This window comes from Bartonella sp. AA97HXZ (genome assembly GCF_042196985.1).
Taxonomy (GTDB): Bacteria; Pseudomonadota; Alphaproteobacteria; order Rhizobiales; family Rhizobiaceae; genus Bartonella.
In genome coordinates this window covers 146,133-160,280 of record NZ_JBHIRC010000001.1, presented here as the reverse complement: position 1 = coordinate 160,280, position 14,148 = coordinate 146,133, and the positions used below count along the sequence as shown (strand labels likewise).

The following is a 14,148-nucleotide window of genomic DNA, read 5'->3' as shown; positions in this document are numbered from 1 at the left end:
GAACATTTCTTTAAAATAAGCCGTCTATATTAACGCGTTTTTCATGCTTGTGTTCTATAAATCCTTAAGTTTTTACAAAAAGCAAGGTCTCAAGGTCTTTTCTCTATGCGTGTATTTTCCACCTCTCTTTTCGTATCAACCTTTACTGCCCTTATACTGGCAATAAGAATTTTATTTTCAAGTGCATACGCGCAAACACCCCTTTTGCAAGGGAAAGTACCAATCCCTTTGGTTCGCCCTACTCCCTTTACCGCAAAAGAAGCTCAAGAATCTCTTCAACAGACACACACAACATCACACAATACTGCTACACTTCAGCAACTGAAAACTGGGCTAGATGCACTAGCAAACAACAATATTGCAAAAACAATAAATCTTCGTAATTCAATGGAAAAACATAGCCTTGATCGTCATATTTTGACATGGGCGCTGGGGGTGTCAAACCAAGCTAATATATCCAGTTCTGAAATATTTAATGCAATCAACATGCTAAAAGGATGGCCAGGTATAGAAACGATGCAACGCAATGCTGAACGTGCTTTTCTTAACGAAACCAACGTCACACGCGCAATCATCCAAAAATTTTCTCATCACCCGCCCCAAACAGCACAAGGGATGGCTCTTTTCGCTAAAGCACTTATCGCAACGGGACAAACCACTCGTGCTCAACACGTTATTGCGCCATGGTGGCATAAAACACAGCTTAATGCAAAAGAAGAAGTATTTGTTCTTAAAAATGCAAGCGCTACATTAAAACCTATTGATCATTTGAAACGCATGCAGTTTATGCTGTATGCACATCGTTTTGATTCAGCAGCACGCGTTGCAAAATTAGCCCATGCTCAATCTCTTTTTAATGCTTTTGTGGCCGTTGAAAAAAATGATCCTAGAGCTACACAAAAATTAAAAGCTGTAGAGAGATCATGGCAAAAAGATCCTCTTTTTCAGTTTGCTCGAATACGCCATCTTCGACGAACAGAGCAATATGATGCGGCCGCAGCACTCATGATGAAAACATCAAAAGATGCATTTCGCCTTATGAACCCTCATTCATTGTGGAAAGAACAACGCGCCCTTTCTCGTGAAATGCTCGATTTAAACAAACCAAAAATTGCTTATCAACTCGTTGCAATGCACACTGGTATAACATCTGCATTAGCCATCGATGCTGAGTTTCATGCAGGATGGTATGCACTACGGTTTCTTCATAACCCTAAATTAGCAATGCAGCATTTTTCACGTATTCCTCAACTCTCTTCTTTACCTTTTTATGCATCACGTGGATATTACTGGATGGGACGAACAGCAGAAGCGCTAAAAGAACATCAAAATGCCCAGCAATACTTTCATCGCGCAGCTCATTTTGGTGCAACTTACTATGGTCAATTAGCCGCTGCACGACTCAACCAAAAAAAGCTTAAAGTTTTCTTTCCCAAACCAACAACCGCTGAGCGACAACATTTTAGTGCACGAAAAGCGATCAAAGCAATTCAACGTCTTGAAGCAGCCGGCTATGCTGATTTTGCTAAAATTTTTTATAGAGAGCTCGGAAAAAAAATAGAAAGCCCCGGTGAATTAGCTCTTCTGGCTGTTATGGCAGAAAAAAATGGAGACTATTATACCAGCCTCAAAATTGGAAAAATGGCTGTTTTTCAGGGGAAAAATGTCGGTGCACTCTCTCATCCTCTGGGAGCTATACCAGCTTCTGCTAATATTTCTGTAGAAGAAAAATCGCTTATCTATGCCATTGCACGCCAAGAAAGCGAATTTAATCCAACAGCCATATCAAAAGCAGGTGCACAAGGTATACTCCAATTGCTTCCTACAACAGCAAAAGCACTGGCAAAAAAATACTCAATCGCATGGTCTCCTAAAAAATTTAGCAGTGATGCTCATTATAATGCAACATTAGGTGCTCATTTTCTCAATGAACAATTAGAACGTTTTAATGGATCCTATATACTAACTCTTATTGGCTATAATGCGGGTCCCCGTCGAGTCAATGAATGGATAAAACGTTATGGCGATCCTCGAGGTCAATCTCTCGATAACGTCATTGATTGGATTGAACGTATTCCTTATACAGAAACACGTAATTACGTGATGCGTGTCATGGAAAATTATGGTGTCTACAAAGCAAGACTCACTGGGAAAATAGATATAAAAACCGACTTGCTTTCTGGTCGACGGAAATAATATGCCTTAACTTCCCAAATAGCATTTGAAAGCGTTGATAAGAAGTGTTTTTATTCCTTTTTAAATAGTACCATACCCACTTTCTTAGGACGTATAAGAAAGTAATTTTAATTGATTCAGTATTAATAAATTCGAAATGAGGAAACCCTACGCTATTTGGGTCTTTTATTTTAAATACAAAATGATGAATTATCATTATAAATCAACAGGTAGTACAAATAATTCATTTCTTCTCAACATAGACGACAATATCATAGAGATTACAAATATAAGAGAAGAGTGAAACAAATAGCTCATCCTTTTACTGTTGCTTATTAGTCAATATTCAAATCTTGTGAAACAGCATCTTTTAAGACTATTTTTTCCTGCTTATAACATTTCTATAACAAATAAGAGTACGTTATTATATATATCGTTTGGATTATCTCTGATAACAGAAAGACAGACTCATTGAGTTAGAAAGCCTTAAAGACAAACAATTCTCTTCTGCCCCTTCCCTTTTCATTCGGTTCTACGACTTTTAAATATGTCAATATCTTTTAATGATGAAGATGAAGCTTTGCTTTTTTTTCTTATTTTTACATATAAGCTCACATCCTTCACACAAAACAGAGTATCCCCAAATAGTATGTTTTTCTTATTTATATTATTGTTTTATTTTAATGTTTCTAAGTCCATTTCACAACGGTGTATCTGAAAAGTACTTACGAAAATCCTCTCACGAATGGTATAAAAATCGATTAGACCTTTAATTAATAAAAGCTATAGCTCTATCATCCCTTAACTCCCAATGATGCAAAAGCCCTTTCATTTAGAGCACTCATAAGAAGTATATTCACTGCTTCTTAGAAGTTTTTTATCCATGCTCCTCCTCAACTTGTATCATACGTAAGCGGATGGTTTTGATTGATTCAACATCAAAAAAATTCGAATAAATTGTATTTGAACTTTCATTAAAATTATAAATAATCATTATAAATCAATATATTATAAGAAAAGCGCCCCGCATAAAAAATCAGCTAAATATTAGGGATACTCTAATTGTTTTATTCACTTTTGATGGTGGTGGTGGTGGAAAAGAACCAACGCGTCGAAGGGCTGCCATCGCTAATCGATCAAGTTCCGGGTCACCAGCAGAGACTGCTACACGACTAGAAAAAATACTCCCCTGCTCATGCACCATAAATTCTAACTTCACCGTTCCTTTTGTACGATTGGTGCGCTGTCCCACAATATAATTTTTTTGCCTTTCTAATTGTGACTGTACCTTTGCTAACCACTCCATTAACAACATATCTTCAAGCCCTGCTGTACCGCCACCCTTGTTGATGGAAGAAGAACGTACCGCCTTTGCATTGGAGCGCTTTACTACAGCCTTTGGCATCGGTATTGTTTTTTTGATAAACGCTTTATGCTCCACTTTTTGAGGTAGGGGTTCTTCCAAAGGCTTTAAGTCATCTTGTTCTACTATATGCTGAGGTTCTTCCGATTGAACTTCATCCACGGATTCCAATCCTTCTGACTCCTGCTCTAGGAGATCAGACTGTAATACTTCTTGCTCTGTATTAATATCCAACTCTCTATGAATATCTGGCAAGTCTGTATCAACATCCGGATATACAGTTTCTTGCATAAAAGTCAGCATAATCTCCGACGAGAGCAAACCATTACTTATACCAGTACTTTGAAAATAAAACTGTGCTACCAATAATACATGCAAAAAGAAAGCCCCAATAAATGCACCAATCCAAAGAGTTAATAATTGTTTCGTATTTGCAAAATTCATCGTTTCTTCTGCCACTATTTTAAGCTTAATATTGGTGTTCAATCTCATTAAAACAGGCTATTTTGAAATTGCAACTTTTTTCTTGACTGATTTTGTCATGTTTAATATGGTCTTCTAATGATTTTGTGCCGTTGTCAAAATCATTCCTACTTGGCTGGCAAGTTTTAATCAGTGAGTCCAGCCTTTTTGTATTAAAAAATTTCAAAACAGAGAGGGGATGTTTAAAAGGGTTATGATGTGTTATGCAAATAAGACGAAAAAATATCTATAAAAGCTGTGTAATTTTAAGTGCATTATCGGTCTGTATACCTTCATTTGTTTTTGCACAAAATAAAGATGGAAGTGCTGTCACTGAACTCAAACCAATCCTTATTAAAGGAAAAAAAATAGAAGATGCTTCAAATTCAATAACCATTCTGACTGATCGTAAGACCAACAAGAATATTGATGAAAGACAAATAACTGATGTTTATGATGTGAGTCGTCTTAATCCTTCCGTATCCTATAACTCAGAAAATAACAGTTTCGTTATTCGGGGTTTAGATGCAAACCGTGTTCTTACGACAATGGATGGTATTTCTCTTCCATGGTTTAATGATATATTCCGTGGTGGAGGTGGAAACACAACTTTTGATTTCAATGCTCTTTCTACGTTTGATACTATTCAAGGATCAGATTCTAGTCTTTATGGTTCTGGCGCCTTAGGGGGAATCATTGCGTTGCGTACCCTTGATCCTGAAGACCTGATCGTGGAAGAAAAGAATTGGGGAAGCCTTATAAAAGGTGGTTATAATTCTGTTGATAACAGCTGGCGCATCGATCAAGCTTTTGCTGTGCGTAATTACCGGACATTTTTACTTTTTCAAGGATCTTATGTAGAAGGTCATGAGCGCAAAAATATGGGAACAGTAGAAGGGTATGAGGAACGCACGCGCAAAAACCCTTCTCACTTTGATAAAAATAACTTGCTTTTTAAAATTCATCAATATTTGAGTGATAATCACCGCCTTGGTTTTACCGCAGAGCGTTTTGGTCATAATAGTAACACACATGAATTAAATTCGTCTAAAAGATACGCTCCAGGTTCCGTTTATGAGCAGGATAATAAACTTCGTGAGCGCTTTTCTCTTTCTTATAATTATAATGGTAATGGTGATGCAGTTCTTGATGCGTTTAATGGGCAGCTTTATTGGCAAAGGCAATCAAGTCGTTACGTTATGACAGGCGTTCGTGTTTCAGCTCCCAAAGGGGATTATTTGAGAGATAATTTCTTGCGTAATATCAATTATGGTTTCAATGCTGATGCCCTTAAAAAAGTGGATTTTGGCACTATAAACCATACGTTAAAGTTTGTAATGAATGTTTCGTCATCTAAATTTCATCACTATTTGTTAGGTAAAGACAATTGTCATATAAAAGAATACGCTCGGGGATGTCTTTTTGTTCCTGCTAATCGATCAGATTCACCAGACACAAATGGTTACAATTTAGGTTTTGTTTTTGAAGATGAAATTGGGTTGGTTGATGATCGTTTTCGTGTAACACCGGGAATCCGGTATGATTGGTACAAATATGTTCCTCAGAAAACACCTTCTTATGAGAAAGCACTGATTTCTGATAAATTCCCTCCAGAAAGAAGTGGTTCACGCTTTTCTCCTAAATTACGCGTGGAGTGGGATGTTCGTAATCAAGTAACGCTCTATGCTCAGTGGGCACAGGCTTTTCGTGCACCACGTATTTCAGAACTTTACGTCTCTTATATCAAACCTTCTGCTTATTACGTGAAAGGGAATCCTGATCTTCAACCAGAAACAAGCAATGGGTATGATGTTGGTCTACGGTATGGAAATGTAAATTTCGGTGGTTCCTTCAATGCCTTTTTCAATCAATATAAGAATTTCATAGATACTGAGGATAGAGGGCCATCAGAGGAATTTAGATTTGCGCGTCGGCATTACATGAATCGTTTTCACGTGCAAATTTTTGGTGTTGAGACAAAAGCTCATTTAGTTCTTAAAAATGGTTTTCATAGCAATGTTGCTCTTGCTTATTCACAAGGAAAAGATCTTGATAAAAAGGAGTATCTTAACTCAATTCCTCCTTTGAAAGCAGTTATCGGATTAGGATATGCAAAAGAAGTTTGGGGAAGCGATATTATCCTTACTTTGGCAGCTAAACGTGACAAAGTAGCCGGAGAATCTGATTACCAAAAAATTCCAGGATATCATGTCGTTGATATGACAGGGTGGTGGAAACCATTCGGTGAAACGGGACCTATTCTAAGAGCCGGTGTTTATAATCTTTTCAATACAAAATATTGGAATGTATCTGAACTTCCTTCAGGTAAAAGTTCAACACCAAAAGATTATTATAGCCAGCCTGGTCGTAACTTTAAGGTGTCGTTTGTACAAAAGTTTTAGTCACTTCTGTTAATTATTCGGTCAATAAAATCGTATTGATAAAAGGATTAATTATTGTGTTTCTATTTTCAACATCTTTAAAATTACAAAGATTTGGTAGAAAAGTTTTAATTCTTTCTGTTTTATCGTTTTTTGATTGCTCAGCTGTTGACGATAGAGTGTTATTTTGTGATAGATTGAACTCTTAAAAGAATTTAATTTATTGCCTTGGAATTGTAAAATTTGAAAGTTAGTTTTTGAGTTAAGTAACATAAGGTAAATTCATGGCACATACAGCTGAAATGATTCTTCGTTTGCGTGAAGAAAAAAAAGAAATGCGAAACCGCGATTTTGCGGTTTCGATTGGTATATCTGAAGCGGAGCTTATTGCGGCTTATTGTACCATTGGAAAAGCAAAAAGGCTACAAACTGATGTTGCTACTCTCTTGGAAAATGCACCTCGACTTGGAACCGTCATGGTCTTAACTCGCAATGAATATGCTGTTCACGAAATAACGGGACGCTTTGAAAAAATTGTTCAAAACGAACATATTCCTATCACACTTGGTGAAATTGATTTGCGTATTTTTACAAAACAATGGAAGTTCGGTTTTGAATATGATGTCGTTATTCTTGGAAAACCTACAAAAAGTCTGCAATTCTTTGATCAACATGGCGTTGCTATTTTAAAGGTCTATTCTAAAGATATGACAAATATGGAAGAGTGGAATAAACTTGTTGAAAAGCTCCTTCTTGAAGATCAGTCTCCTGTTCTTAACATTCTTCCCGTTTCTCTCCCAGCCCAATGTGACATAACAGAATTGGATATTGAGAGTTTTCGGGATCGTTGGCGGAAAATGACAGATGTACACCAACTTCACAAAATTATTTCCGAATTTAAAATTAATCGACATCATGCTGTAAAATATGTTGGTAATGAATTTGCCGATGAATTACAGGTAAATGCTGTTGAAATGATGCTTAACCAAGTCGCACAACAAGAACTGCCAATCATGTGTTTTGTTGGGAATAAAGGGTGTATTCAAATTTTTAGTGGGACTGTAAAAAATATTAAGCAAATGGGACCTTGGCTTAATGTTCTTGATCCAAGATTTGACCTTCATTTACTCACGTCTGGGATTGCTAGAGTATGGCATGTTCGCAAACCTACCCGTGATGGTTATGTCAGTTCACTTGAAGTTTTCGATAAAGATGATGAGATGGTTATTCAATTTTTTGGCGTACGCAAGGAGGGTCAAAAAGAACGTGAAGATTGGCGTTCTTTATTGAATAGTTTGCCATCATGCCAAGAAAACAGCAGTAACTAAGATAAGATAAGGTTAGACATGTTCATATCTCTTTTACATAGGTTATCAAACCTTTTTCTTACGTGTTTACTGCTCTCTCTTACTTGTTTTTCTAAACAAGTAATTGCTGAACCTGCAACGCGTTTTCCTGAAAATGCTCGAATTGTTTCTATCGGCGGAGCACTTACAGAAATTGTCTATGCATTGGGAGCCCAAGATCAACTTGTCGCCCGTGATAGTACAAGCGTCTACCCACAAGAAGCGCTCAAGCTTCCTGTGCTTGGATATATGCGTGCTCTTTCACCTGAGGGGGTTTTATCACTTGCTCCAGAGGGTATATTGCTTGTTGAAGGAAGTGGTCCCGCTTCAACAATTGATATTCTCAAAAAAACATCAATACCTCTGGTGATCATACCAGAAGACTACTCCCGTGAAAATGTGATAGAAAAGATTCGCCTCGTTGGTCAAGCCATTCATCGGGAAGTGCAAGCCGCGGCGTTAATTGAGAAATTGAAGCGTAATTTTTTAGACAACGATGCGCTTTTGGCGAAAGTAACAACACCAAAGCGTGTTCTTTTTGTTTTCTCTGTGCAAAATGGACGCGTCATGGCATCTGGGACAGGTACTGCAGCTGATAGTATGATCAAACTTTCAGGCGCTATCAATGCTATCACCGATTATAAAGGATATAAACTTCTCAACGGCGAAGCATTATTGAAATCAGATCCTGATGTTATTTTGCTTATAAAACATGGTGCAAGATCAACCAGCATTGATAAGATTTTAGCCATACCGGCAGTTCAAGCAACAACTGCAGCGAAAAATCATGCCATAAAACAGATGGATGCTATGTATTTTTTGGGATTTGGTCCACGTACTGCAGACGCATCAAGAGAGCTTATTGAGATACTTTATGGTGCACATCAAAACGGTAAGAGCTGATAAAAATGGTAGACGGTACATCCAGGATGCATTTACCTAAAGAAAAAGAAGGTAAAAAAATAAACCGTTCAAAGCAGGGAAAAATTTTATTATTAAGCTTAATAATATTCCTTATTTTCAGTATTTTTGGTGGGCTCTTGAATGGTGCAGCAAAGGTTTCTTTCGTTGATCTCCTCCATGTGATACTTACACAAGATTTTTCGGTAAGTAGTAAAACGCGTGATTACCTCGTGCTCATCGACATAAGGCTTCCCCGTGTTATCTTGGGATTATTGATTGGAGCAGCCTTAGCTGTCTCCGGTGTTCTTATGCAAGGGCTTTTTCGTAATCCTCTTGCAGATCCCGGAATTGTAGGTGTATCAGCAGGTGCTGGACTTGGAGCAGTCTTAGCAATTGTTGTCGGCATTGCTTTTCCTGTTTCTTTTGCACCTTTTCTAGAGCCTTATAAAGTTATCATAGGTGCTTTTTTTGGTGGACTTTTATCAACGATTATTCTCTACATAATAGCAACGCATAACAGCTTTACCTCTATTGCAACCATGCTGCTTGCTGGTATTGCTCTTGGTGCATTAAGCAGTGCTGTTGTCGGAACATTGATTTTTGTCGCAAATGACCAACAACTGCGTGATATCACTTTTTGGAGTCTGGGCTCTCTTGCGGGCGCTACATGGTTGAAAGTATGGCTTGTTCTCCCTTTTATCGTTATTGGTCTTCTTTTCTCTCCCTTTTTATCACGAGCACTTAATGCCCTTGCTCTTGGAGAAGCTGTTGCTGGCCATATTGGTTTCCATATTCAACGCGTCAAAAATATTGCTATTCCCCTTGTTGCTCTTATGTGCGGTAGTGCTGTTGCTGTCAGTGGTGGTATTGGTTTTATTGGTATTATTGTTCCTCATATTTTACGTCAGCTCATAGGTCCTGATCATCGCTATCTCATTCCTTGCTCTGCTCTCTTGGGAGCAGCATTACTTATTTTTGCTGATATGTTTGCACGCTTAATTGTTGCCCCCGCTGAATTGCCGATTGGGATTGTAACAGCACTTTTTGGTGCACCTTTCTTTCTATGGATCCTTATATGCAAACGAGGAACAGACTTTTCATGATTGAAGCGACAAATATTTGTGTTCAGCGCGGAAAGAAGCAGATTCTTAAACACATTAATCTTCAAGCTAAAAGTAGTGCTTTTACCATTATTATTGGTCCTAATGGATCAGGAAAAAGTACTTTTATCAAAGCTCTGAGTGGTGAAATTCCTTACAGTGGAAAAATAACCTTAAATGGTTATAATGTATGCCAAACAAAAACTCATGTAATGGCAAAAATGCGCGCTGTACTACCACAATCAACAACGCTCGTATTTCCATTCTTAGTCCATGAAGTTGTAGGGCTTGGTCTTTCTGTAAACCAATTTAGCATTGCCAAAGCCGAATTGCAAAATCTTATCCAGAAAGCTTTAGAGTGCGTTGACCTTTCTGATTATGGCAACCTGTATTATCACCAATTATCAGGTGGAGAACAAGCTAGAGTACAACTTGCCCGTGTACTTTGCCAAGTCTGGAAACCTGTTCATAATGGGATTCCTCGCTGGATGATATTAGATGAACCTATTGCTAGCCTCGATATTCAACATCAAATCATCGTTATGGATATTGCTAAACAATTTGCTCATTCTGGTGGCGGCGTTCTTGCTGTTCTTCATGACCTCAATCTCGCGGCACATTATGCAGATAACATGATCTTGCTCAAGGAAGGTGAGATTTATTGCGAAGGAAATGCAACTAATGTGTTGACAACACAAAATCTCCGCGATGTTTATCATTGTTCTTTAAACGTTTCTGAATTACCTAAAGAAGATATCCCTTTTATACTCCCTCAAACGACATCCTCCTATGAAATTAGATCTCTAGGCTATCGGCTTCAATCTAAAAACTAAAGTCCATAGCAAAATAAAACACGCAAATATTCAAGAATCTTTTTTATTTTCATATGAACTCCTTTTTGTCATCTGTCATTAAAAAAGAAGACCAATTACCCTAAAGATATTTTTGGAAAAAAATACCAGTTTAAAATCTTTTAAGATTTTACGTAACTAAAAACATGTGAAGTTTTGTTTTGTTATCAAACTGTTATATCATACAAATTTATACAACATAAACATGCGTTTTCCCACTCTTTCTATCACTTTTATCTTTATAAAAATGATTCAAGAAATACATATAAATGCCTTTGTTATAATAACGGGTGTATTATTATATCTTCTAAGGACCATATAGAAATCAAGTACCTTTCTCCCCTGCATAAAAGATTTATTTGTAGCTTTAATGGTAATGTTTTCTTTATAATACATATACTTTAGCTTATTTGTATAAATAAATATTGATTTACAATGATATTTTTACTTTTCTCTCTCTATTAAAAAATTGTTTATTGGCATATCACAAAGAATTAACCTATTGAATAAAAACTTTAAAATAAACTCAATAACGCTTTTTGTAAGCCCCCTAATGCAAAAACAATGCGGAATATAGGGATGAGGAGAGAGTATAGAAATAGCGTTTGTCTTCTGCTTCATAAGCATAATGATGATTCCACTCAAAGGGGAACTATCATTTACAGATAAAGCCTCCTACCATGGAATGCAAAGAAATGAAATCGACAACAAGGTGAGAAATATCTTTATAAGATGAATTAACTCATACAGGGGTATGCTATTTTTGCACAAAAAACGCTAAAAATATTGTACTTTTTTATGCCTCAGGTTGAATAATTTTATTACCTTCCCCTATCAAAACACCTTATGAAAAAATATATCTCCAGATCTCTTCACGGCACAGTTTAAATGATTTTTACACATTTTCCCTATGTTATCATATAATTATAAAATAAATTATATCCTTAACTCTTTCTTTCAATCATTTTAAAATTGTTTTTTGACGCTCTCAAGTATTCTATTAACAATATAGATTTCCTTTTCATATGCATAGAAAATAACGCGGAATTGCTCCGCGTTAACAAAATTATCAAGGTGTATAGATTATTATTACTTAAACATACTCATGATTTTATAGCATAGACAACGGTTGTATTAACAGGGCGCGTTTCTGCCTCACCCGTATGGGAAAGAGTTACCTTGTGTGTATGTGCACCAGCAGAAGCTGTTCTCCCTTTCAGGGTTGCATTATAAGTATAATGATTCGGGAGTCTCCCAATATCACCAACGGGCCATCCTACCCCTTGATACTCAAAATTATGCGCATGCTCGCCTGCGTTTTCAATACTCCCAATATGCGTATGTGATTTTATGCTATCTTGTTGTTCATCTGCAAACTTTCTACCACCATCTAAACCCCGACCATTATCAAAGCCGCGTAAAAACATGCCTCTAAAATCAGGAACTTTAAAAGTTTTATTGCTGTCTTTTCCCCATTTATCACCTATTGCCTCGAATAACTGCGGATAATCTTCACGCTTATAGGCCTTACCATCACATAAAAGCCAACCATTTGGCACATTTTGCATAGCAAATGTTGCAATGAATCCAGAGGGGAAACTTTCTATCTTTGGTGGTGTAGGGTTTAATAAATACCAACCCTCATGCTCTTTTATTAAAACACCATTATTGTATACCATTTCATAAATGCCATCTGTTTGAAATTCTCCACCTTCTAATGGTATAACCCCTGTATCAGTGGCTTTATAGATAAGCTTTTCTCCTATATTATTAACAGTTATTGTTGTCACGCCAATATTTACACCACAAGCTTTAAAACGTATGACGATATCATTGTTGTATTTCTTTATAGGCGAAACTGTCTTTAAGGTAATTAATGTTGTTTTATCTTCCAAATTTACTATAAAGCTTGAATTAATAGATCCACCATTATCTGCAAGATATTCGCGCACGCGCTGCATCATCGCCCTTGCACTATCATTAACAGAACTAGGCGGCTGTCCTTCTGCCCAATTAATGATACTATCTGAATAAGCATTTTCATCAGCCTTTAGAGACCAATCATAGATATTAGACATTTTAAATCCCCCATTATTTTCATAGTTTTTCTAACAACTTCTCGTTCTGTGCACTAAAATGTGCTGCCGCTGTTTATTGGTACATCATAACCACTGCACCATCCTTATTTACGCATTTTATCTCTCTTCACTCCTTCCAATTTTATAACCTAAATTCACCAGACGCTTTTCATAACATTAGTCTTAATGCTTTCTCTTCTAATGTATAATGTAACACCTCATCTGATGTTACTTAATATCTTGTTTTGTTGCTTTGCTGTTGTTATATAATTATTTTTTCAATCTTGCATCTTGCATCTTGTTGCAAAATTTATAAATACTTCCAAAATTTTTCTTATTATGGATTTCATATAACCATTACTGAATGTAATAACTTATCATCCACATAGAAAATTTCTGACTTAAACATTATCTTTTTTTATTTTTTTCAATAGTTTAAATCTATCTCGTCGATATTTTATACCATATATTTTAAACAAAGAAATTCTATCTTTTGGCTATCATTTGTATTAAAATTTTAAAAATTAGCTTCAAATTTTTTGCATGCTTCATTATGTTTTTATCCACATGCAGATACTTTGTTCTATTTTATTCAATTGATTTCTGAAATTGTGTCACAAGATTAGCACCAATGTTTTTTTTGAATAAGCTTTTGTTCAATCTAAATGTATCACAGAGAATATATTCAATATGGACATTTGCTCCACACTTTCATTAAACTGGAAATAAAATACTTTGAAATATTAAATATCACACACCTTCACAAAATTTGAAGGTTGTATCCGATCCGGAAAAAATTAAAAAGCATAACCCAGCCCCTCCCCCAATTTTTATGAACAATATCCTTGTTTATTAAACGCCCCATAACCAACTTTTGCCCTCCCACACTTAGCATATCCCCCTCTATATATTATTATATGTATATTTTTTTTGCAAGAACAATAAATCATTCTAAATAACATCTTGCAATTATTGGTGTTCTTCTTAATTCAAGGCAATATTATTTTTATAATAAAGATTAGGTATTGTTTCTCGCTTTTATTTATCGCATTCTTAATGGGAACATCCCCCTCATGAAGAATAGAATGCCCCAAACAAAATATAATGATATTGCATATTACGCACTTTTTAAGAAATATTGCTCAAAATATACTCCTTTCATTTTACGACAGCGCACGTCAATGATACAATAGCAAGCCATTATAGATCATCAGCTTTAAGCTTTTGAAGATACAAGTGGAATCCATCATACATTTTGTTGGCTCCCACGTTTTGACAGCCTCACTCTTAGAATGTTCATTAAATGACATTTGGCTTCCTTTCTTCAAGTGCTTTGCCCCATACGCTCCCACTTATGACGTGCAAGGAAGTATTTTTATACGAAAAGATATATGATGAGAGGATCTTATGGTATTCTGAGTTATTATTTTAATATGAAAAAAATCTCAATCAAAGCCATAAACTATCTACTTTTCCCTGATAATCCGTT

The 14,148-nt window shown here is 36.2% G+C and carries 8 protein-coding genes; 6 read left to right on the top strand and 2 right to left on the bottom strand.

Annotated features, from left to right (window positions below):
• Nucleotides 1-105 precede the first annotated feature (105 nt).
• Nucleotides 106-2,196, top strand: coding sequence for a lytic transglycosylase domain-containing protein (locus tag ACFINE_RS00650; RefSeq protein WP_375620714.1), 2,091 nt, complete (start codon nt 106-108; stop codon nt 2,194-2,196).
• A 1,015-nt stretch (nt 2,197-3,211) separates the two neighbouring features.
• On the opposite strand, the gene ACFINE_RS00645 is transcribed toward ACFINE_RS00650, so the two are convergent.
• Nucleotides 3,212-3,982: an energy transducer TonB gene (locus ACFINE_RS00645; RefSeq protein ID WP_375620808.1), complete on the bottom strand. Its 771-nt coding sequence runs from the start codon at nt 3,980-3,982 to the stop codon at nt 3,212-3,214.
• A 242-nt stretch (nt 3,983-4,224) separates the two neighbouring features.
• Between ACFINE_RS00645 and ACFINE_RS00640 the strand changes: the two genes are divergently transcribed.
• The 5 genes from ACFINE_RS00640 (at nt 4,225) to ACFINE_RS00620 (ending at nt 10,563) form a co-directional block, all read left to right on the top strand.
• The gene (locus ACFINE_RS00640) at nt 4,225-6,402 is read left to right on the top strand and encodes a TonB-dependent hemoglobin/transferrin/lactoferrin family receptor (protein WP_375620713.1); all 2,178 of its coding nucleotides are present in this window, start codon (nt 4,225-4,227) and stop codon (nt 6,400-6,402) included.
• A 263-nt stretch (nt 6,403-6,665) separates the two neighbouring features.
• Nucleotides 6,666-7,709, top strand: a complete 1,044-nt coding sequence (locus ACFINE_RS00635; protein WP_375620712.1) for a hemin-degrading factor — start codon at nt 6,666-6,668, stop codon at nt 7,707-7,709.
• A gap of 18 nt (nt 7,710-7,727) precedes the next feature.
• The gene (locus ACFINE_RS00630; protein WP_375620711.1) at nt 7,728-8,630 is read left to right on the top strand and encodes a hemin ABC transporter substrate-binding protein; all 903 of its coding nucleotides are present in this window, start codon (nt 7,728-7,730) and stop codon (nt 8,628-8,630) included.
• 5 nt (nt 8,631-8,635) lie between these two features.
• On the top strand, nt 8,636-9,733 hold the full coding sequence (locus ACFINE_RS00625) for a FecCD family ABC transporter permease (RefSeq protein ID WP_375612958.1): 1,098 nt from the start codon (nt 8,636-8,638) through the stop codon (nt 9,731-9,733).
• Nucleotides 9,730-10,563 (top strand): heme ABC transporter ATP-binding protein, encoded by an 834-nt coding sequence (locus tag ACFINE_RS00620; protein WP_375620710.1) that lies wholly within the window; start codon nt 9,730-9,732, stop codon nt 10,561-10,563. The genes ACFINE_RS00625 and ACFINE_RS00620 overlap by 4 nt, the downstream gene beginning before the upstream one ends.
• A gap of 1,121 nt (nt 10,564-11,684) precedes the next feature.
• Here ACFINE_RS00620 and ACFINE_RS00615 read toward each other — a convergent pair.
• A complete protein-coding gene (locus tag ACFINE_RS00615) occupies nt 11,685-12,659 on the bottom strand; it encodes a tail fiber protein (RefSeq protein WP_375611203.1) in 975 nt (324 codons plus the stop codon).
• Nucleotides 12,660-14,148 lie beyond the last annotated feature (1,489 nt).

Bases quoted from the DNA above. Each gene is read 5' to 3' on its own strand.
- ACFINE_RS00625 (WP_375612958.1), top strand. From the start codon at position 8,636: ATGGTAGACGGTACATCCAGGATGCATTTACCTAAAGAAAAAGAAGGT.
- ACFINE_RS00645 (WP_375620808.1), bottom strand. From the start codon at position 3,982: ATGAATTTTGCAAATACGAAACAATTATTAACTCTTTGGATTGGTGCA.
- ACFINE_RS00615 (WP_375611203.1), bottom strand. From the start codon at position 12,659: ATGTCTAATATCTATGATTGGTCTCTAAAGGCTGATGAAAATGCTTAT.
- ACFINE_RS00635 (WP_375620712.1), top strand. From the start codon at position 6,666: ATGGCACATACAGCTGAAATGATTCTTCGTTTGCGTGAAGAAAAAAAA.
- ACFINE_RS00640 (WP_375620713.1), top strand. From the start codon at position 4,225: ATGCAAATAAGACGAAAAAATATCTATAAAAGCTGTGTAATTTTAAGT.
- ACFINE_RS00620 (WP_375620710.1), top strand. From the start codon at position 9,730: ATGATTGAAGCGACAAATATTTGTGTTCAGCGCGGAAAGAAGCAGATT.
- ACFINE_RS00650 (WP_375620714.1), top strand. From the start codon at position 106: ATGCGTGTATTTTCCACCTCTCTTTTCGTATCAACCTTTACTGCCCTT.
- ACFINE_RS00630 (WP_375620711.1), top strand. From the start codon at position 7,728: ATGTTCATATCTCTTTTACATAGGTTATCAAACCTTTTTCTTACGTGT.